Origin of the sequence: Bifidobacterium intestinale (genome assembly GCF_023656765.1) — a bacterium.
GTDB classification, from domain to species: domain Bacteria; phylum Actinomycetota; class Actinomycetes; order Actinomycetales; family Bifidobacteriaceae; genus Bifidobacterium; species Bifidobacterium hominis.
On the sequence record NZ_JAMOKR010000002.1, the window covers coordinates 277369 to 298105 of the forward strand.

The 20737-nt window shown below is 58.1% G+C and carries 20 protein-coding genes and 1 tRNA gene; 11 read left to right on the forward strand and 10 right to left on the reverse strand.

Annotated elements, in window-relative coordinates; genetic code table 11:
• Positions 1-269: 269 nt before the first annotated feature.
• Together NBH13_RS04055 and NBH13_RS04060 are read right to left on the reverse strand one after the other, a co-directional pair.
• Entirely contained in the window at positions 270-1163 is an 894-nt protein-coding gene (locus NBH13_RS04055) for a DUF2238 domain-containing protein (RefSeq protein WP_144170937.1), read from the reverse strand.
• A 242-nt stretch (positions 1164-1405) separates the two neighbouring features.
• Entirely contained in the window at positions 1406-1627 is a 222-nt protein-coding gene (locus tag NBH13_RS04060; RefSeq protein WP_250779080.1) for a hypothetical protein, read from the reverse strand.
• Positions 1628-1644: 17 nt separating this feature from the next.
• On the opposite strand from NBH13_RS04060, the gene NBH13_RS04065 reads away from it, so the two are divergent.
• From NBH13_RS04065 to NBH13_RS04075, 3 genes are all read left to right on the forward strand, one after another.
• Complete coding sequence (locus NBH13_RS04065; RefSeq protein WP_144165781.1) at positions 1645-2100, forward strand: hypothetical protein; 456 nt, start codon at positions 1645-1647, stop codon at positions 2098-2100.
• A 476-nt stretch (positions 2101-2576) separates the two neighbouring features.
• Positions 2577-3143, forward strand: coding sequence for a hypothetical protein (locus tag NBH13_RS04070; protein ID WP_144170884.1), 567 nt, complete (start codon positions 2577-2579; stop codon positions 3141-3143).
• An 8-nt stretch (positions 3144-3151) separates the two neighbouring features.
• A complete protein-coding gene (locus tag NBH13_RS04075) occupies positions 3152-3532 on the forward strand; it encodes a hypothetical protein (protein WP_144170882.1) in 381 nt (126 codons plus the stop codon).
• Here the strand turns inward: NBH13_RS04075 and NBH13_RS04080 are convergent.
• Positions 3445-4221, reverse strand: a complete 777-nt coding sequence (locus NBH13_RS04080; RefSeq protein WP_144170880.1) for a P-loop NTPase family protein — start codon at positions 4219-4221, stop codon at positions 3445-3447. The two genes, NBH13_RS04075 and NBH13_RS04080, sit on opposite strands and share 88 nt — an antisense overlap.
• The gene (locus NBH13_RS04085) at positions 4157-4324 is read right to left on the reverse strand and encodes a hypothetical protein (RefSeq protein ID WP_186290990.1); all 168 of its coding nucleotides are present in this window, start codon (positions 4322-4324) and stop codon (positions 4157-4159) included. The genes NBH13_RS04080 and NBH13_RS04085 overlap by 65 nt, the downstream gene beginning before the upstream one ends.
• 274 nt (positions 4325-4598) lie before the next feature.
• On the opposite strand from NBH13_RS04085, the gene NBH13_RS04095 reads away from it, so the two are divergent.
• A protein-coding gene (locus tag NBH13_RS04095) for an IS3 family transposase (protein WP_502801758.1) occupies positions 4599-5722 on the forward strand; the annotation gives its coding sequence in 2 pieces (ribosomal slippage) (positions 4599-4851 and positions 4851-5722; 1125 coding nt in all).
• A gap of 307 nt (positions 5723-6029) precedes the next feature.
• Here NBH13_RS04095 and ettA read toward each other — a convergent pair.
• The 3 genes from ettA to NBH13_RS04110 all read right to left on the reverse strand — a co-directional run bounded on the left by ettA (position 6030) and on the right by NBH13_RS04110 (position 9384).
• Positions 6030-7706, reverse strand: a complete 1677-nt coding sequence (ettA, locus tag NBH13_RS04100) for an energy-dependent translational throttle protein EttA (protein WP_003835634.1) — start codon at positions 7704-7706, stop codon at positions 6030-6032.
• A 158-nt stretch (positions 7707-7864) separates the two neighbouring features.
• The gene (locus tag NBH13_RS04105; RefSeq protein WP_144170878.1) at positions 7865-8788 is read right to left on the reverse strand and encodes a serine hydrolase domain-containing protein; all 924 of its coding nucleotides are present in this window, start codon (positions 8786-8788) and stop codon (positions 7865-7867) included.
• Between the two features lie 170 nt (positions 8789-8958).
• A complete protein-coding gene (locus tag NBH13_RS04110) occupies positions 8959-9384 on the reverse strand; it encodes a peptide deformylase (protein ID WP_250779096.1) in 426 nt (141 codons plus the stop codon).
• A gap of 3 nt (positions 9385-9387) precedes the next feature.
• On the opposite strand from NBH13_RS04110, the gene NBH13_RS04115 reads away from it, so the two are divergent.
• Positions 9388-10431, forward strand: a complete 1044-nt coding sequence (locus NBH13_RS04115; RefSeq protein WP_250779097.1) for a bifunctional diaminohydroxyphosphoribosylaminopyrimidine deaminase/5-amino-6-(5-phosphoribosylamino)uracil reductase RibD — start codon at positions 9388-9390, stop codon at positions 10429-10431.
• A 228-nt stretch (positions 10432-10659) separates the two neighbouring features.
• Here the strand turns inward: NBH13_RS04115 and NBH13_RS04120 are convergent, their stop codons facing one another.
• Positions 10660-11064 (reverse strand): hypothetical protein, encoded by a 405-nt coding sequence (locus tag NBH13_RS04120; protein WP_250779141.1) that lies wholly within the window; start codon positions 11062-11064, stop codon positions 10660-10662.
• Between NBH13_RS04120 and NBH13_RS04125 the strand changes: the two genes are divergently transcribed.
• Complete coding sequence (locus NBH13_RS04125; protein WP_144165680.1) at positions 10990-12489, forward strand: amidohydrolase; 1500 nt, start codon at positions 10990-10992, stop codon at positions 12487-12489. The genes NBH13_RS04120 and NBH13_RS04125 overlap by 75 nt on opposite strands.
• 298 nt (positions 12490-12787) lie before the next feature.
• Here the strand turns inward: NBH13_RS04125 and NBH13_RS04130 are convergent, their stop codons facing one another.
• Positions 12788-14068: an O-acetylhomoserine aminocarboxypropyltransferase/cysteine synthase family protein gene (locus tag NBH13_RS04130; RefSeq protein ID WP_250779098.1), complete on the reverse strand. Its 1281-nt coding sequence runs from the start codon at positions 14066-14068 to the stop codon at positions 12788-12790.
• 233 nt (positions 14069-14301) lie between these two features.
• On the opposite strand from NBH13_RS04130, the gene xylA reads away from it, so the two are divergent.
• Positions 14302-15651, forward strand: coding sequence for a xylose isomerase (gene xylA / locus NBH13_RS04135; RefSeq protein WP_099570885.1), 1350 nt, complete (start codon positions 14302-14304; stop codon positions 15649-15651).
• Positions 15652-16041: 390 nt separating this feature from the next.
• Here xylA and NBH13_RS04140 read toward each other — a convergent pair whose 3' ends face one another.
• Positions 16042-17562 (reverse strand): xylulokinase, encoded by a 1521-nt coding sequence (locus tag NBH13_RS04140; RefSeq protein WP_144170876.1) that lies wholly within the window; start codon positions 17560-17562, stop codon positions 16042-16044.
• A gap of 168 nt (positions 17563-17730) precedes the next feature.
• Between NBH13_RS04140 and NBH13_RS04145 the strand changes: the two genes are divergently transcribed.
• The 4 genes from NBH13_RS04145 to prfA all read left to right on the forward strand — a co-directional run bounded on the left by NBH13_RS04145 (position 17731) and on the right by prfA (position 20735).
• The gene (locus NBH13_RS04145; protein ID WP_099570883.1) at positions 17731-18957 is read left to right on the forward strand and encodes an ROK family protein; all 1227 of its coding nucleotides are present in this window, start codon (positions 17731-17733) and stop codon (positions 18955-18957) included.
• A 51-nt stretch (positions 18958-19008) separates the two neighbouring features.
• A tRNA-Ile gene (locus NBH13_RS04150) sits at positions 19009-19082 on the forward strand.
• Positions 19083-19189: 107 nt separating this feature from the next.
• A complete protein-coding gene (rpmE, locus tag NBH13_RS04155; protein WP_003808371.1) occupies positions 19190-19402 on the forward strand; it encodes a 50S ribosomal protein L31 in 213 nt (70 codons plus the stop codon).
• A 244-nt stretch (positions 19403-19646) separates the two neighbouring features.
• Positions 19647-20735 carry a peptide chain release factor 1 gene (gene prfA, locus NBH13_RS04160; protein WP_144165672.1) on the forward strand — a complete coding sequence of 363 codons (1089 nt, stop codon included), beginning with the start codon at positions 19647-19649 and terminating at the stop codon, positions 20733-20735.
• Positions 20736-20737: the final 2 nt, after the last annotated feature.

Consider the following 20737-nt stretch of genomic DNA (forward strand, 5'->3'; position numbering starts at 1 on the left):
GGATCGATCCGTTGCGGTACTCGAACATGCCTTTGGCCAGGTATGCCCAGATGGTCTCGTGCACGGTGCCGATCAGACCTGCGAGCGCGTAGACGAACACATAATCCGCCCAGTCGCGAGGGTGGGGCTACCTGCCCAAGAGCTTCGCGTCCATCGACCGCAAGACCGGCAAGCCGAAGACGGCGAACATCGTGCTGGCCATCGCGGCCGGGCTCGTCATCATCGGATTGCAGGTGCTGCCGTTCTCCCCGGCCGCGCTCAAACCCGCATCATGGGTGGTCGTGGTGGTGTGGATCGTGCTGGGACTGGCGTTGCGCCTGATGAGCCTGCGCTCCCGGCGCGAGTGGCGCATCGCCGTCGCCGCCCGCAAGCCGCAGGTAATCGCGGTCGTGGGATTTGCGTCGGGGTACGAACCGGCTGATGACGGAAACGCCCTTGCCGCGGTTCCTCACATAGATGAACCCGATGACGGAGAACACGACCGCACCGATGAAATTGACGATGAGATCCTCCATCGTGTCGATCAGGCCGATGTCAAGATAGCCGCCAAGGCCGAGGTCGCGCCCATTGACCGCCACCTGCGTGATGTCGTTGATATGAACGGCGTGATTGGCGTGGGCCGGATCGAGCATCACCGAGCTGATCGAATGCACGATGGCGTCCTTCTGCATGTCGAATCCGAACAGCATGTCCATCGAGAATTCGAAGAACTCCCAGACCACGCCGATCGTCATCGAGAAGCAGAACGACACAATCGCCAGGTACAGCGGCGACAGCTCGAACTTCACACGGTCCGAACGGTTGAGCAGGTCGATCAGCGAAAAGCCGATGGCGGCCGCGAGGAAGCCGTTCATCGTGTGCAGCACCGTGTCCCAGAACGGGAAGATCTCATAGAACGAGCTGATCTCGCCCAGGATCTCAGCCGCGAACACGAACACCAATACGGTGACCTCAAGCGCGGACGGCAGTTCGATGCGGAACCGTACTTGGACGAACGCGGGCGCCAGCAGCAACAGCAACGTCAGGATGCACAGGAACACGGCCTCATAGTTGCCGTTGAAGAACTCCAGCACCGCGACAGCGATCACCAGCACGCGCAGCACGACATACACCGCGAACGAGCTTTTGTGCTCCCGGATCTCCATGCCCATGGCGGCTTCCATGGTCTTCCAGCGTGCGCGCAACGGCGGTTTGTTCTTCGATTTGCCCATCGCTCCAGTCTATCAGCGATGGGCTGCGCGCCCGGTGGCGGGCGGTGTGTCGGTGCTCATCGAGCAGCTGGACATACCGTGGCCTGCGGGCATGGGCGGCATGGAAGAATGCGCTGGTGAACAGTCGCAGGATGATGCTGCTCGAACCGTAATTGAGCGGCGAACGGGTCCAGCCGTGCAGGCCTACCAGTGGATCACTGGTCGAGTAGCCAGAACTCGCCGAGATCACGGGCGATCATGTCGAACGGCGTGGCGCATCGGGCCTTGTCCTCCCAAGAGAGCACGACCTTGTACATCAGATGGGCGTTGACGCGCACGTCGATCGGCACGTCCCTGTCGACGCACGTGATGCGCAGCGGCCCGTAGCGGTAGACATGCCGTGATCCAGGATCGCGGTGTCGGAACAAGAACGACATGGACGGCTCTCCCTGTGATGCATTGTATCGGACGGCAGACCGTCGAACAGACGCTGTCGCTGTTCGGCTCCAGCGTCGTGCAATACGCTATTTTCTGGTACCTGGTCTTGCAGTCGAACTCCGGCATGGTCATGACCGGAGCGATGGTCGCCGCCGCCGTCAGGCAGGTGACCGATTCGAAGGCCGCGAAGGAGCAGGCCGACGCCGAGGCCGCAGCCCAAGCCCAAGCGCAGGCAGCCGCGGCAGCTGCGCAGTCGCAACGCTCCTACTCCCAGTCCTACAACCGTTACGGCGGCTCCAGCCGTGGGTATTCCTCCAACCGTGGGTATTCCGCCCCGAAGCAGTCCTACACCCCGTCCAACAATGGTGGCTCCTCCACCGGTGGTTCCAACCTTGCCGATCTGATCGGTGCCGCTTCAGGCGGGCAAGGCATTGGCCCTTCTGATGGTAGCACCGGTATAATTTATCATTAATGCTTGTTCGTTTTCCTCTTCTCTTCCTTTTCTCTGATAAGCCCCATCTCTTCATTGAGGTGGGGCTTATCATATGCATCACAGCCCTGTCAATAGCACTTCATTCTCCCTGCGTAATACCCGCTTCCTGATTGTCTGTTTGAAGGTAGGCAGGCCGCTCGTGCGGCCTTGTCTATGTAGTCAAGATTAAGGAGCGTTATGCAGTTGAAGAAGCATAATTCTAAGACTCCGCCCGAGGGGAAGCCGAAGTGGTGGAGGAAGGGTATCGCCCTCCTTGCGGCTGTGGCGACCCTCGCCACGGGCGGCATCATTGCTTCCACAGCCTACGCGGGCGGTGGCGGCGGTGGTGAGTCGGCTGGTGGCTGGGCTGGCGGCGGTGGCATTCCGCATGTGTTCTGGCAGTACAGGGACGGGGGCTTAGCAACCCCAATGATCCGACATCCGGCTCATTCGGTAGCGCGAACAATTTCAGTTCGGTGGAGGCGGCTTTCGCAGCGGCAAATGCAACCATCGACAATACGGGCAGGGCCAAGGCTCAGTCCGCGCTCACCAAAGCCAACAACGAGTGTATGAACGGCTTCCGCCAGCGTCATCCCGGCGAGGGTGATGGTGACTGCCGTGTGGTCGCGGTCGGCGCCATGCTCTCCACGGGCGTCAACGTGTACTACGGCGAAGCGTACGACAACTCCAACCATGCTGAACTGGGCGGCAAGAACCAGTGGCAGGCCGCATGGGACACCTACATCAAGCCCAACACATATCGGTACGCAGGCACGCAGTCATATAACGTCAACTACGCTTTCAACGATGATCCGACTACCTCCGTGCAGAAGATTATGTGGGACAAGACCTTCGACGGAAAGTGCAAGGTGAATCCCGCATGGGGTAGCGACGTCTGCAACCTTGGCGGAGCCGCTGTGAACAAGTCCATCGTGGTGATCGTTCTGGACAAGTACCATCCCGCCCCTCCGAGCTTCACCCCCACCATCTCCACCGAGGCCCCCACATCATTCAGGAGGGTCAGCCCATCACCGACAAGGTGACGGTCGGCGTGAAGTCGGGTGACCGGTGGAGCAACGGCACGAGTGTGACGGCGAGGGGGTATTACTTCACCGGTTCGAAGGACGTGATCCTCAGGAACCTGCCCTATACGGGCGATCCGACCGACGCCGGCATCAACAATTATCTCAACCAGATCAAGTCGGCGGGCGGCGTGCAGCTGGGCACCAAGACGGAAACGTTCACCGGCCTCGGCCAGCATACGGTCACCCTCGACCAGAAGGCTCCCGCGAACACGTGGGGCACGTGGGTGTTCGACAGTGAAACCAGCGGACCGGTGTGCGCTCATATGATGTCCTCGGCCCTCAGGCTGTCGTCGAGTCCGAGGAGATGGAAGCGTCCGGCCGGGGCTTGCTCGGGGTCGCCGAGGTAGTCGGAGATCTCGTCGGGGTCGTAGCGGTGCATGCCGCCTTGTCTGGTCATGTAGATGACCTGGCGGAACCTTCTGAACATCGCCTTGCGTCGGGGCCGTTCGATCTCGCTGTACAGTTCGTTGAGGGGCAGGTTGCTCACGATCCACACGGTGTCGTACATGGCGATCCGGTTGTGGTAGCGGGCGGCCAGGGTGGTGCGCCACCGGTCGGTGACGTTCAGGAGCTGGTCGAACGGCAGTGCGCCGGAGAACTCGTCCATCAGCAGCACCTTCTGGTTCCCGTAGCCGTCGAAGGGATGCAGGTAGTCGCTGACGCGGTACACGTCCTCGGGCGCGTATTTGTTCATCACGTAGGAGGTCTTGCCCACGCCCGTCTGCCCGTACAGGTAGTAGACCTCGATGTCGCGGCTGCTGCTGGAGTTGTAGATCGACCTGTCCCTCGCCTCGATGAGCCGCGAGAGCCATCCGACGCATCGGGAGGCGTGGTTGTCGGTGTCCGCGAGCAGTATCTCGTCAAGGGTCATGCCCTGTTCGACCATGCCGCGCAGCTCTTCGAGGTCGTTGCGTTTGCCCTGCTCGTCGATTATGTCGTTAGCGGACAAGCCGTGGAAGAACGGCCCGGCGTCATTTGCCGTTATCGTCGGGACTGTTGGCTTCGCCGACGTTGATTTCGATGGTGTGGTTGACACGGGTTTCCTCCTTGGTGACGTAGGCGTAGGCCTGGGCCTTGGTGCCTTCCCTGGGTTCGATGTGGGCGTCCGGCATGCCCGCCTTGGCGAGCCGGTTCTTCACGGTGCTGAATTTCTTGGGGTTCCCGGTCTCTATCCAGATCTGCCAGTGCAGGTAGCCGTGGGACGCGCCATCCTCGCGCTGCGCCCCCTCCTCGATCTGGCCGCACCAGGGCCAGTCGGCGAACGCGGCGGCGATGTCCCTCTCGTACCGGATCCCGCCGGTGGGATGCCGGCCCTTGGCCGGGTCGTCGGGCTCGGTGGCCAGGCGGGTGGATTGGCTACAATGTATTAGACAGTCCGATGAGGGACGAATGACATGAGATTGGAGGCCGACGATGGCCGACCCGAAGCATCCCCGCCACTACGACGAGGCGTTCAAACGGCAGATCGTGCAGCTTTACGAGAACGGCAAGCCGGCGCGCGAGATCAAGGACGAGTACGACATCTCGCATTCCACGCTGCACCGTTGGGTCCAGGGCATCCGCAACAGCGGCTCCACGAAAGCCGCCGACAACCGCACCCCTGAGCAGAACGAGCTGATCGAGCTGCGCAAGCGCAGCAGACAGTTGGAGATGGAGGTGGACGTTTCAGAACAAGCGGCGCCGGTATTCGCACGAAAGTAGCAGTGATACGGGCCAACGCCTCCCGTTATCCGATATCGGCGCAGTGCAGAATACTGGGCGTTCCCCGCTCCACCTACTACTGGATGATCGAACATCCCGAAGCCGAGCGGGTGGACCCGATCGCCGGCGACGTGCACGCGATCTGGCGCGACAGCCATGAGCGTTACGGCGCCAGGAAGATCAAGGCCGCGCTGGAGCGGAGGGGCGTCACCGCCTCCAGAAGGCGCATCGTCGACATCATGAAACGGCGGGGCATGACGAGCGCGTACGCGCGCAGAACGTTCAAACCACACAAGACGCGGGCCGACGAGGCCAGGCTCGCGAACATCCTCGACCGCGAGTTCGACGGCTACGAGCCGCGCACCCACCTGGCCGGTGACCTGACGTACGTGCGCGTCGGCGGCAAGTGGGCGTACGTGTGCCTGCTCATCGACCTGGCGAACAGGAGCATCGCCGGCCACAGCGCCGACACGAGCCGCACCGCCGACCTGGTCATGGCCGCGTTCGCCACGCTCGACTTCCCTCTGACCGAGGTGGAGGTGTTCCACACGGACCGGGGCAGCGAGTTCGACAACGCGAAAATCGACGAGCTGCTCGACGTGTTCGACATCAGAAGATCGCTGTCAAGGAAGGGCAACCCATACGACAACGCCGTGGTCGAATCCACCAACAGGCTCCTGAAGAAGGAGCTCATATACTGGAACCACTACACCAGCCTGGAACAACTACGCTCCGACCTCAACGACTATGTGTGGTGGTTCAACAACCAAAGACTCCACTCCACCCTCGGATACCGGAGCCCCAACGAATTCACACAACAAGGACTCGTCCTCTAAAGAATTGTCCAACACGCCGTTGCCAATCCACACGTGGACACGCCATTGCGGTTCTTCCTCTTCACCACCGACCCGAACCGTCTGCTCAAACTTCTTCTCCTGCGCATGGGGCCAGCCTTCCCGCATCGGCCGGCGATACCCCAAATGATACCCCAAGGCGCGCAAACCGACACAAACAGAGCCATCGAGACACAAACACCAAACCATCACAAACTAAGCAAAACCCGTAAAACGCAACAAAAACGGGGCTCCCGAACCAAATCGGAAACCCCGCAAACACAGCCCACCGGACTGTCTGCTTAACGGCTTAGCGCGTTAGCTTGCGATGGAGACGGTGGGGGCGAGCCGCGTCTTCGCCGAGACGAGCGACACGGTTCTCCTGATAGGCCTGGAAGTTGCCTTCGAACCAGTACCACTTGGCTGGGTTCTCATCATCGCCTTCCCACGCGAGAATATGCGTGGCCACACGGTCGAGGAACCAACGGTCGTGAGAGATCACCACAGCGCAGCCCGGGAAGCCAAGCAGTGCGTTTTCAAGCGATTCAAGGGTTTCGACATCAAGATCGTTGGTCGGTTCGTCGAGCAGCAGCAGGTTGCCGCCCTGCTTCAGAGTCAAAGCAAGATTCAGACGATTGCGTTCACCACCGGACAGCACGCCGGTGAGCTTCTGCTGGTCGGAACCCTTGAAACCGAAGGACGCCACATACGCGCGGGTCGGCACTTCAACGCCGGCAACCTCGATGAAGTCAAGACCGTCGGACACGGCCTCCCACAGGTTTTTATTCGGGTCAAGACCAGCACGATTCTGATCGACATAGCTGATCTGCACGGTCTCACCGATCTTCAACGAGCCAGACGTCAACGGTTCAAGGCCGACAATGGTCTTGAACAGGGTGGACTTACCCACGCCGTTCGGGCCGATCACGCCGACAATGCCGTTACGCGGCAGCGTGAAGCTCAAATCGTCGATGAGCACGCGGTCGCCGAACGCCTTGTGAATATGCTCGGCTTCCAGCACAGTAGAGCCCAGACGCGGACCAGCCGGAATCTGAATCTCGGAGAAGTCAAGCTTCTTATTGTTACGAGCCTCTTGCTCCATCTGGTCGTAACGTTCCAGACGAGCCTTGTTCTTAGCCTGACGGGCCTTCGGCGAAGAACGCACCCAATCAAGTTCGCTCTTCAAACGCTTGGCGAGCTTGGCGTCCTTGGCGCCCTGGATCTCCATACGCTTGGCCTTCGTCTCCAAGTACGTGGTGTAGTTGCCCTTATACGGGTACAGCTGACCACGGTCGACCTCGCAGATCCACTCAGCCACGTTATCCATGAAGTAACGATCGTGGGTAACGGCGATGACGGCACCCTTGTACTGGTGCAGGAACTGCTCCAACCACAGAATCGACTCGGCATCAAGATGGTTGGTAGGCTCGTCAAGCAGCAGCAGATCAGGAGCTTCCAGCAGCAGCTTGCACAATGCCACACGACGTCGTTCGCCACCGGAGCACACCGTCACTGGAGTATCCGGATCCGGGCACTGCAGAGCATCCATAGCCTGCTCAAGCTGAGAATCAAGATCCCAACCGTTTGCAGCATCGATATCGTTCTGCAGCTTGCCCATCTCATCCATCAAAGCATCGAAATCGGCATCCGGATTGGCCATCTCTTCGCCAATCTGATTGAAACGAGCCACCTTTTCCGCGATCTCGCCGAACGCCATCTTGATGTTCTCGCCAACAGTCTTGGTGTCATCCAGCGGCGGTTCCTGCTGCAGAATGCCAACGGTATAACCCGGAGTCAAAGAAGCCTCGCCATTAGACACGGTGTCGAGTCCGGCCATGATCTTCAGCAGCGTGGACTTACCCATGCCGTTCGGGCCAACAACGCCAATCTTCGCGCCTGGCAGGAAGCTCAAAGTCACGTCATCGAGAATCACACGGTCGCCGTAAGCCTTGCGGGCCTTGATCATCTGGTAAATGAATTCAGCCAATGTTGTGTTCCATCCTTAAGAAACGTTGGAATTCCAGCGTGTTGCATGAGCGGTCAACGGAAACTCAATCAAGGATTCCGGAACGCAACCCACGCACAATACCATGCATAATTATCCCATACCCCATCTACACGGCGGTATGGGCGAAAGTCGTGCGCTCAGGCAGTAAGCGGAAGCAGCAGATGCTTATGCAAAGCAGGACGAACGATATTGTCGAAATCGCCAGATTCCGGGCATTGAATCGCAACAACTAAACCCTGCTTCGGCAAAATCGTAGTGATCTGACCGTACGCACCATCCGCACGATATGCCCCCTCATAAGGCGACATCCAGAACTGATAGCCATAACCGCACGTCCAAATATTGCTATACGGAGTGTCGATTTGCTTGCCGGAAGCCTGCTTGACCCACGATTCGCTGACAATGCGCGTGCCATGCCAAGTGCCATCATTCAAATAGACCTGGCCAAGTTTCAACATATTTGCAAGCGACATGTAGATTCCGCCGCCTGCAATCGGATGACCTTGCGGATCACATTCCCAAACAGGCCAACCCTGATCCAACTTGGAAAAAATCGTGCCATACAAATACTCGCCAAGACGCATGCCGGCAGCCTGCTCCAACATGCGGCCCGCCAAATCAGAATCCGCAGACGAATAGCAGAACGTGCTGCCGGGCTCCACCTCAACCCTGCGAGAGAACATGTACCGTAAATAATCAGGTGCGCCAACACCACTGCGCCGGTCAGGGTTCATCAAATATGCATGATTGAAACCGCTCGACATAGTCAGCAAGTGCCTCAGCGTGATTTGACCCAACTCCAGTTGCGCATCGGAGGGAACATACTCGGGGAACGAGTCGACCAATCGCGAATCGAGTGACAGCAAGCCATCTTCAATCGCAATGCCGATAGCCGTCGAAACATAACTTTTCGTATGGGAATAAATATTGCGATCCTGGTCGGGAACGAAATGACGTTCCGCGATAATGGCGTCGCCATCCGCAATCGCAACGGCTTCGACGGGCAGGGACTTGCTTTCAATGAGTTTGACGAAATCGTTGAACATATCGATGGCACCCATGAAATCTCCTTTGACACTGCCCTACGGTGCATTACGGAAACTGTAACGTAAGGCGGTTACGTACGATTGTTACATCAAACGATTTTTCCTAAGCCTGTCGCTAGATAGAGCGCCCGAAAAGCCGCTAGGTGTCATGCCTGAAAAAGTCGTTAAATGATAATGCTAATGCCTTAAATGATAATGCCTTCGCAATGATCGATCTCGTGCTGGATGATCTGCGCGGTGAAACCAGTGAATGTGGCATGGCGTTCGCGGAACTTGCGATCCGCATACGAGACCTCGATGCGCTGGTAGCGCATGGTTCGGCGCTCGCCTTTGAGGGAAAGACAGCCTTCGGAAGCGTCGTAGGCGCCGTCTTTCGCGGTGATCGTCGGGTTGAACATTATGAAGATGCGACCGCCAAAATCCTCGTCCACGAATGCAATGATGCGCTTCGAGACGCCGATCATGTTTGCGGCCATGCCGACGCAGCCTTTGCGGTGTGCGTCGAGCGTGTCTTCGAGATCCTGTGCGACGGCAAGATCCTCGGGCGTATTGAGCGCCTCCGCCGACGGCTGGCTTAAAAACGGGATAGACGTCATGATTTCACGCTGCATGTGGTGCTTCCTCTCGCTGGTTCCTTTGCTGGTCTGCCAACATTGTATGGCGTTATTGTGCGACGCCGTACGGCGATGGAACGGATGACCGGTTCGCGCCTATCCATTTACGAAATGTCTCATGGCGATTTTGAAATGTGGGACCGCAATCGACGTAATATGCTTGGAACCATGGATGACATGCCTCAATATCGGAAATACATGACGCAGGCGCTGGAACTGGCCCATAAGGGAGCCGGTTGGGTGAATCCGAATCCGTTGGTCGGCATGGTGGTGGTTCGCGACGGCGAGATTCTCGTAGCCGGATACCACGACCGCTACCGCGGACTGCATGCGGAACGCATGGCCTTCGACTACGCCGACAAGCATGGTATTGACATGCATGGAGCCACGGTCATCGACACTCTCGAACCTTGTTGCCATGTCGGATCGCAGCCGGCATGCACCGATCTAATTCTTTCGCACGGCATAACGCGCGTCGTGGTCGGTTCGATCGATCCGAATCCCATCGTGGCCGGCAAAGGACTTCGTATTCTTGAGGAAACCGGTGTGGAAGTGGTATATGACGTGATGCGGGCGGAATGCGACGCCATCAATCGCCATTTCTTCCACTACATCACCACAGGAATGCCGTACATTGTGGACGGCAGAAAACATGCGGAGGAATCTGATGCCGAATATGCTGTACGTCGACGCGGGCTATATGACACGTATGCGGCGGTGTTGGGTATATGTCCGACTGGTGGCCGTGCGGGTGTCCCGGGTAATTCGAACGGTACGGAAGGATCGGTGGGAAGTGCCGCACGCCTTCCGGGTCGGACGGATCAGTTGGATGTTCCGGATGGTGCCTTTGCCCATTTCGACGGGCCGGTCCAAGCTGTGGATGCTAACGAGGTGGTGGTCGGAAGGCACAAGCCGTTGCATCTCGACATCCGTGCGCTCGCCGATACGGAACCCGACGAATGGCTGCGCGAACTCGGCCGCCGCAAAATCGATAGCCTCGTCGTCGATGATGATGACGTTTTCGAAATGCTGTCTTCGATCTGACGAAAAAGGTGATATGTCTATGCCGTGTTTTCAGTTTGAAATGTCCTATATGTGGCAGTTTTTGGCATTTCAGAAAAATGATTTCCGTTATATGTGGCAGTCTCCCAAGGAAAATCTCGTCTAGGGGGTACTGATTGGGGTCTTTTGAAGCTTGAAACCAGTCTGGTCTGCCACATATAGCGGTTTTGGTTTGTCCGGGGATGGCAAATCTGCCACATATAGTGGCTTTCAGATGAGAATCTTTCTGCTTCCATTGGCGAGAGACGTTATGCGGATGTGTATCCTTCCCGAGGGCATTCTTTGACAGAGCATGATGGGCTTGCTTAATCGTTGGCTCATCCGGTCGGCCACGCGTTGCGCGAGTGCCCGTTCCTCGAAGTCGTTCATAAGGTTTTCGGCGGTCACTTGAATGTATGCCCAACCGTCATCTTCTAAGGCTTCACGTCTCTTGCTGTCGGTGAGCCATTGGCCGGCATGCCTGATTGAGACGAACGTGCGCTGCTGCGCTGCTGCGGGATACCATGGCACGGGTAGAACATCACGTTGAAATGAGGATGTATGGGCGAGCCGTGTGTGATTGAAAACGTGTGTTTCGTAGGTTCGGATAAGCCGGTCGACATTGCTGTCGGTCACGGGCGAATAGCTTCGGTGCGACCTTCGGGAAGGCCAACGGATGCTGCTTCGAAGATATGGGTGATTCCCGGATTGTGGGACTGCCACACGCATTTCACGCAGTGGTCGTACACGTTGGGACGGCTCGATCTGATTGATGCACGCAGTGCCGGCGAAGCGCTCGACATGTTGCGTCGACACTTGGAGGAGCGTCGTGAAAGCGGCACACTCGACCCGAACCAATATGTGGTCGGCATGCGCTTCCGGCATTCCCTGTGGTCCGATGACGCCCAGCCGACCCTGGCCGCGATCGATGCGGCGGCGGGAGAACAGCCGGTGGCGCTGTCAAGTGCCGATATGCATTGCGGTTGGGTGAACTCTGCCGCCGCGCGCAAGCTTGGCGTAGATGTGGACGAATCCGGACTCGTCGGCGAGCTTGAGTGGTTCGACGCCTACTGCAAGCTGGACAAAGGACCTGGTGCGGCCAATGAGCTGATGCATCTGTTGCGCAACGCCGAACACGACGCTGCGAGCAAAGGCGTGGTCGGCGTGCGCGACTATGAGATGGCGGAGAACATCGACACGTGGATTAGCCGATTCTCGCAAGGGCTTGATGGTCTGCGTGTCGAGGCTGGCATATATCCCGAACGACTCCAACAGGCCATCGATGACGGCTGGCATACCGGCAGTGAACTTCCGGGCAGTCACGGGCTTGGGCATGTCGGTGCGATGAAAATGATTTCGGACGGTTCGCTCAACACTCGTTCCGCCTATTGCTCCACACCATATTCGGGGGTGTCGCCGGAAACGTTCGGTACGCTCAGCTATTCGCCGGAACAGATTGAATCGTATATGCGTTTGGCTACGGAGCATGGTTTCGATATCGCCTGTCATGCCATTGGCGACGAGGCGAACGCCATCGTGCTCGACTGTGCGGAACGCACGCATGCGCATGGTTCCATAGAACATGCGCAAATGCTTAAGGAGCGCGATATTCCAAGGCTGGCACGCTTGGGTTTGGCTGCGAGCGTCCAGCCTCAGCACGCCATGGACGATCGTGACGTCATCGCGCGATTCTGGGGCACCCCCGCCGGAATCCCCTACGCATTCAATAGTCTGCATAAGGCGGGGACCAAACTGCTCATGGGGTCGGATGCGCCGGTCGCGCCGCTGGATCCATGGCTGGCCATCTCCGCGGCGGTATTCGGTACGGAAAGTTCCGACCGCGAGCCTTTCCAACCTGAGCAGTGCCTTGATTTTGAAACGGCGCTCGCTTCGTCCACCGCGGTCGGACGCGTGGCTTTGCGGGACGCAGACGCGGCCGATTTGGTGCTTCTGGACTGTGATCCGAGCATAATCGATTCTCCGGAGGCCATGCGTGCCATGCCCGAGCATGTGCTTGGCACTATGCTTGCCGGTCGCTGGACGTACCAACAGGCTGAATGAAAACCGTTATGTGTGGCAGATTCCACGGTGCTGGAAAAGTCAAAATCGCTATATGTGGCAGACCTGAGATTTCTTAACGGGATTTTTCTATAGATTTATAACCCCGAATGTAGTGTGAATCTGCCGCATATAGCGCAAATCGGATTTTGAAGATGCCTTAATCTGCCACATATAAGGGATTTCAGATGATTGTTGTGCCCGTGCAAGATGAGTATGGCGTGCGAGTCCACTCGGATAGGAGGAAGACCGCACCTCTGAGTGGGGGATACGGCCTTCCTGATGTGATTTTGAGTGAGAATCACTGCACAGCGGCGAGTGCCTGATCGAGGTCGGCGATAATGTCAGCGGCGTTTTCGATGCCGCAGCTCAGGCGCACCAGGTCAATGCCAACGCCTGCTTCAATGAGCTGTTCCTCGGTGAGCTGACGGTGCGTGGTGCCTGCCGGGTACAGGGTGCAGCTGCGGGCGTCGGCCACGTGCGTGGCGATGGACACCATCTTCAAATGGTCGAGGAACGCGGACACCTTTTCGCGTCCGCCAGGCACGCCGAAGGAGATGACGCCGCAAGTGCCGTTCGGCATGTACTTTTCGGCCAACGCATGGTATTTGTCTCCCTCAAGGCCCGGAAAGCTCACCCAGCTGACGCGCGGGTCGGCGCTCAGCCACTGTGCCACCTTGAGCGCGTTCGCGCAGTGGCGCTCCATGCGTACTCCCAGGGACTCCAAATGCATGCCCATGATCCACGAGTTGATTGGTGCCGGTGTTGAGCCGAAATCGCGCATGAGCTGTGCGGTGGCCTTGGTGATGTAAGCGGCCTTGCCGAAGTCCTTGGCATAGGTCACGCCATGGTAGGAGTCGTCCGGCGTGGTGAGTCCGGGGAATTTCTCCGCATGCGCCATCCAGTCGAAGTTGCCGGAATCCACGATCGCACCGCCCACGCAGGAGCCGTGACCGTCCATATATTTGGTGGTGGCGTGCGTGACGATATCCACGCCATACTGGAACGGTCGGCAATTGACGGGCGTCGGGAACGTATTGTCGACGATCAGCGGCACGCCGTGACGATGCGCCGCGTTCGCGAACTTTTCGAAATCAAGCACGATGAGTGCCGGATTGGAGATGGATTCGCCGAAGACCGCCTTGGTGTTCGGCTGGAATGCCGCTTCGAGCTCTTCTTCGGTGCATTCCGGGCTTACGAACGTGCATTCGATGCCCATTTTGCGCATGGTCACGTTGATGAGGTTGAACGTACCGCCGTAGATTGCGGAGGATGCGACGATGTGGTCGCCGTTGTTGCAGATGTTGAACAGTGCGAAGAAGTTCGCCGCTTGGCCGGATGAGGTCAGCATTGCGGCCGCGCCGCCTTCCATTTCACAGATTTTCGCGGCGATGGTGTCGTTGGTTGGATTCTGCAGTCGAGTGTAGAAGTATCCGGATTCGGATAGGTCGAACAGTCGGCTCATCTGTTCGCTTGACTTGTATTTGAAGGTTGTCGCCTGAATGATCGGGGGAGTGCGGGATTCGCCGTTGCCGGGCTGGTAGCCTCCCTGCACGCAGATGGTGTCGACGTTTTCGCTCATGGATTCCTTCTTTCGATTGCGCGCTTCGTTGCGTAGCGCTGCGATGCAACAAACATGTTCACCTTATCACTGAGTTGACAATTGACTATTTTTCAATGGAAACGCCGAATAGTTCACTGAATTGACAAACTTAGGAAGTTGATTTTATTATGTACATCAAAACAGGCGGGAATCCGCTTGACGGGAAAAGCAAGGTCTTACGAAAGTAAAAACCAATAGCAAAGGAGCAACCCATGGGTCTGTGGGATATCGAAAAGATTCCGTATGTCGGTCGCGAAAAGGGACCGCAGGAGGGTCTGGCTTTCCATTATTACGATGCCGACAAGGTTGTTGCCGGCAAGAAGATGAAGGACTGGCTGCGTTTCGGCGTCGCTTGGTGGCACACCTTCGATCAGGAGCTGGTCGATCCGTTCGGTACTGGTACCGCCCAGCGTCCGTGGCACGGCAAGTACTCCAATGCTGAGGATGAGGCCCTGGCCAAGGTCGACTACGCCTTCGAGTTCTTCCAGAAGCTCGGCGTCGAGTACTTCTGCTTCCACGATCGCGACATCGCTCCGGAAGGCGATACCCTGCGCGAGACCGACAAGAATTTGGACAAGGTCGTCGACAAGATCGAAGAGAACATGAAATCCACCGGCATCAAGCTGCTGTGGAACACCTCCTCGCTATTCACCAACCCGCGCTTCGTGTCCGGCGCTTCCACCTCCCCGTTCGCCGACATCTACGCTTACGCCGGCGGTCAGCTGAAGCACTCCCTGGAGATCGCAAAGCGTTTGGGTGCCGAAAACTACGTGTTCTGGGGCGGTCGTGAAGGCTACGAGAACCTGTGGAACACGCAGATGAAGCGTGAGCAGGAGCACATGGCCAAGTTCTTCCACATGTGCCATGACTACGCGAAGGAAATCGGTCTGGACGCCCAGTTCCTGATTGAGCCGAAGGCCAAGGAGCCGACGATGTTCCAGTACGACTTCGACGCCGCCACCGCCATCAACTTCCTGCGCACCTATGATTTGATGGACGTCTTCAAGCTGAACCTGGAAGGCAACCACGCCAACCTGGCCGGCCACACCTACCAGCACGAGATCCGCACCGCCCGCGAGGCCGGCGTGCTCGGCTCCTTGGACGCCAACCAGGGCGACAAGCTCATCGGCTGGGATATGGATGAGTTCCCGACCGACCTGTACGAGACCTCCACCGTCATGTGGGAAGTCCTCGCCGAAGGCCAGATCGGCCCTCACGGCGGCCTGAACTTCGACGCCAAGCCGCGTCGTACCTCCTTCACCGCCGAGGACCTGTTCCGCTCCCACATCGCCGGCATGGATTCCTTCGCGGCCGGCCTCCTGGTCGCGGCCAAGATGCACGAGGACAAGGTCATCGAGAACCTGCAGGCCGAGCGCTACAGCTCCTTCGATTCCGGTATCGGCGCGACCGTCGAGAACGGTACCGCCTCGCTGGCTTCCCTCGAAGAGTACGCTCTGGATATCCCGCAGTCCAAGCTCATCGAGGCCACCAAGTCCGATCACCTCGAGTCCGTCAAGGCTACGATCAACAACTACATCGTCGAAGCTCTGGCCGAGGCCTGATCTCGCGATAACAGCCTGACCCAGCTGCAAATCGGGTCATAGTACGAGCCGGGGCGCACTCCGTCCCGGCTCGCCTTTCATCATCTCTCCCTCCTTATCTTTCCTTCCGATTCCTTGCGTGAGCCGTTCGTTGACTGTGTTGTCTGCGGACGGCTTCCGCATGCTTAAATATGGGATATAGGATTGATGTCCTCTAACCGGTATCTTCATCTCACGATTCGTAAATTAATAAGAAAAGGGGAATCGTGAGGTCAAATAAAGAGGAACGTGCGACAAAATAAAGAAATCGTGCGATTCTGATTTTGACGCAAAATGGGTGCCCGTCACGGTTTGGCTGTGATGGCACCCATTTTTATGTTGGATCATTCGCGATTCACGATGGCCGATTGGTTAGCCGCGTGCTTTTACATAGGCCTTGTACACGGCTTCAGTCGGTTCGCCGGTTTCCACGCCGTCGATGGTGAGCTGCCATGCGGGCGGTTCCGTTTCGCCGGACAGCACCCAGGCGGCCTGACGGGCGGCGCCGATGGCAACATACTCGTCGGTGGTCGGGCGGGTCACGTCCATGCCGAACACGCTCGGCGCGAGTGTGCGGATTGCCTCGGACTTTGCGCCGCCGCCGATAAGCAGAATGCGTGAGATTTCAGCGCCGAGCGAGCGAATAAGCTCCAGACAGTCGCGCTGGGAGCACAGCAGGCCCTCGACGAACGCGCGGGCCATGTTCTCGCGTGTGGTGTTGGCCAGCGTCATGCCGGAAAGGGTTGCGGTGGCATCCGGGCGGTTCGGAGTGCGCTCGCCGTCGAAATATGGCACCAGCGTAATGCCGCCGGCACCCGGTTCGGAAGCGAACGCCAGCTGGGCGAGTTCTTCATAGTCCACGCCGAGGGCCGCGCGACCGGCGTCGAGAATACGAGAACCGTTGATGGTGCAGGCGAGCGGCAGGTAGTGGCCGGTGCAATCGGCGAAACCGGACACTGCACCGGTCAGATCGTAGGTCGGATTTTCGGAAATGGCCGCGGCCACGCCGGAAGTGCCCAACGAAACGGAAATGTCGCCCACGCTCATGCCTAGTCCGAGGGATGCCATGGCGTTGTCGCCTCCGCCCGGTGCGATGATGCAACCGCCCTCAACGTTCTTGCCGGCGATTTTCGGGCTTACCTTGACTGCGGCGACGTCACGCGGTCCAAGCACGGTCGGCAGCATGATCGCGTCGGCATGCTTGCGTGCCGCTTCGGCACCTTCCGCTGGTTCAAGCACCATGGCGATCAGATCGCGGCGGTATTCGTTGGAAGCGGCATCGTAATAGATGGTGCCGGAAGCGTCGGAACGGTCGGTGAACAGCGCTTCCAAGTGTGCGTCCTCACCTTCCACGACCGGGCCGTAGCCTGCGATACGCCAGCTCAGCCAATCGTGCGGCAGGCAGATCGCGGCGATCTTCTTGGCGTTTTCCGGCTCGTTTTCAGCCACCCACGCCACTTTGGTCAGCGTGAAGGAAGCAACGGGGGAGGATCCGACGGCCTTGACCCAGCGTTGCTTGCCACGCGCGATCACATCTTCCGGTTCGCCCTCTTCGGCGGGAGCCTCGCCCATCTTCTCGATGAGGGCCGCGGCCTGCGGCGCCGAGCTTACGTCGTTCCACAGCATGGCGTCGCGAATCACACTGCCCTGCTGATCGAGAATCACCATGCCGTGCTGCTGACCGCCGACGGCAAGTGCCTCAACGTCGTCAAGTCCACCAGCCTGTTGGGATGCCTCAAGGAACGCGTCCCACCAGTATTTCGGGTCGACAGACGTGCCATTGGGGTGCTTGGCCTGGCCGAAGCGCACCATTTCGCCGGTTTCGGCGTCGGCCACGCGCACTTTGCAAGACTGGGTCGAGGTGTCGACGCCGGCCACGAGAGTTCGAGTCATTGTGCCTCCTTGCAGTGAGCTGGCGCAACACGATGCAAGGAAAATGCACCGTTCGCCACCTCATTTAGTTAGATGAATGAACTATAATGTCTGGTGTACCATCATAAAGTGATTTAACTATTGAGACGGTGCGCTTTTTCGGCAAAACGCGTCAAAGAGGAGGGAACCATGGCTTCACTGCGGAGTATCAATCAAGACGATTTGCGAAACCATAATCTTTCCGTGGTGCTCGACTCGCTGTTGCGTGCCACCGAACCAATGAGTCGCGCCGATCTTGCCAAGAAAACCGGATTGACCAAAGCGGCCATGTCGGTACTGGTGTCGTTGATGCTCGACAATGAGATTCTGGTGGAAGGCGAGCCTTCCGGCCAATCGCTGTATGGGCGCCCCAGCATTCCGCTTGAAATCAAAGGTGGACGCCTATGCGGCATGGGATTGCAGGCCAACACCGATGGTTATGGCGTGGTGGTGCTCGATCTTGACGGTTCCGTTGTGGGGGAACAGTGGGTCGACGCCGACATGGCCAACGCCGACGAGCAGGCGATTTTCGCCCGTCTCGACGAACTGGCTTTGCAGCAGGAAGAAGCGCTTGCCAAGAAAGGTTATGTGCTTGCCGGTACCGGTTTGGCATTGCCGGGTCTCGTCACCGATGATCTGCGATTGCTTGGCGCGCGCAATCTCGGTTGGGAACGTTTGGATCTCAAGCAGTTCGATGTGGTCAGGCGACTTGATCCTGTTGCCTGCAACGAGGCCAATGCCGCCGCGTTGGCACAGGTTCCCGGCTATGCCACGCAGCGTAAGGATTCTGGGCGGATCAAGCCGACGGATTCGTTTATTTACATGTCGACCGACGTGGGTATCGGCGGTGCAGTGATCCGTGAGGGACGTGTGGTGAGCGGCGATCATGGTTTCGGCGGCGAATTGGGTCATGTTTCCGTCGACATGCGTGGTCCGGTCTGCCGTTGCGGTCGCCGTGGCTGCCTCGAAGTGTATGCGGGCAGGCGTTCCATGGTGAGCGCGGCCGGAATCGCCAGCAGTGACGCCGCCGCGACACGCAGTGCCATCGACGAACTGATCAACCGTTGGCAACAGCGTGACGCGCAGACCGTGGCCGTTGTGGAAAAAGCGTTGGAGGCCATATCCTCCGTAATCGCATCAACCATCAATGTCTGCGACGTCGACGTGGTGATGCTCGGTGGTCTGTGGGCACGTTTCGAACCTGAACTGATCCGCAGGATCGAACGCATGGTACGTCCGCAAGTGCTGGCATATCCGGAAGTCGAAGCGAGCGTGCTCGTGGCTGACGTCGTCGACCGTCCAGCCTTGATGGGCGCGGCCGAAATCGGCTTGCGGCGCTTCATCGACAACCCGTTGCGTTTCATGGGGCAAAACTAGTCCACCCATTTGCTAAACTTGCCGAGTTGGCATGTTCGCATGTTGCAACGTGGGGCGTTAGCTCAGTCGGTTAGAGCATCGGACTCATAATCCGCCGGTCCACGGTTCAAGCCCGTGACGCCCCACTCTTTCCAAAGTCAAGACTTCTGATATAATCTGCAAGGTTATCCGGTTCACGCTCTGCCATAGGGGCTCAGCGACCCGGGTCCCCCGAATCTCTAGGAGACAAACTATGAAGCAGGGTATCCATCCTGATTATCACGCAGTGCAGGTTACCTGCTCTTGCGGCAACACCTTCGTCACCCGTTCCACCTACAACGGCGATCACATGACCGTTGACGTGTGCTCCAACTGCCACCCGTTCTACACCGGCAAGCAGAAGATCCTCGACACCGGTGGCCGCGTGGCACGCTTCGAGAAGCGTTACGGCAAGAAGGCCAAGTGAGTCTTATTGCTTAGGCAATGAAAAACGCCAGTCCGATTGTGGGCTGGCGTTTTTCATTATGCAACGGATGCGCATACGCTGACGTGCATGCGATTGGGATATTCGTAAGATGCGTGGAATGCCTGCGAAATACCGCGCTTCGGCAGCGTTTCCAAGGCACCTTATATGATGGACAGGTTGAGTGGAGTTCAGCGAAGCATTCACGCTGAAGCGCATATTGATAAGCAGATAGAAAAGGCATACATTGGCAGACGAGCAGTTCCCCGCGGCGGTTACCGCACTTGAGGAATATCACAATATCGAACAGCAGATGGCCAAGCCGGAAGTTGCGTCGGATCCGGATAAGATGCGTAAGCTGGGACGTCGTCACGCCGAGTTGGGCGTCATCGTTTCCGCATATACCGCATACAGGCAGGTGAAAGACGATTTGGAGGCAGCCAAGGAAATGGCCTCCGAAGATCCGGATTTCGCGGAAGAGGCAAAACGTTTGGAGAGCGAGCTTCCGGCGGCGGAAGAGAAGCTGCGTACCGCGTTGATTCCGCGCGATCCCGATGATGCGCGTGACACGATCATGGAAATCAAGGCTGGTACCGGCGGCGAGGAAGCGGCGCTGTTCGCGGGCGATTTGCTGCGCATGTACATGCGATATGCGGAAAAGCGTGGCTGGTCGGTCGCCGTGCAAAGCGAAAACACCACCGAGCTGGGTGGCGTCAAAGACGTGCAGCTTGCCATTCGCGCTAAGGGTACTCCTGCGCCGGAAGATGGCGTATGGGCGTCCCTCAAGTATGAGGGTGGCGTGCATCGCGTGCAGCGTATTCCCGTCACCGAATCGCAGGGTCGCATCCAAACCTCCGCGGCTGGTGTCATTGTGTTCCCGGAAGCTGACGAAGACGATGATGAGATTGAAATCGATCAGAAGGATCTGAAAATCGACATCTTCATGAGCTCCGGCCCGGGTGGCCAGTCCGTGAACACCACATATTCCGCCGTTCGTATGACCCACATTCCGACCGGCATCGTGGTGAGCATGCAGGATGAGAAGAGCCAGATCCAGAATCGTGCGGCCGCACTGCGCGTGTTGAAGAGCCGCCTGCTCGCCATGAAGCACGAGGAAGAAGCCGCACAGGCCGCGGACATGCGTCACTCCCAGGTACGTTCGTTGGATCGTTCCGAGCGCATTCGCACTTACAATTTCCCTGAAAACCGTATCGTCGACCATCGTACGAACTACAAGGCCTACAATCTTGACGCCGTGCTCGACGGCGATCTGCAGGCTGTGATCGATAGCGACATTCAGGCCGATGAGGCCGATCGTCTCGCCAACCAGAAGTAAGG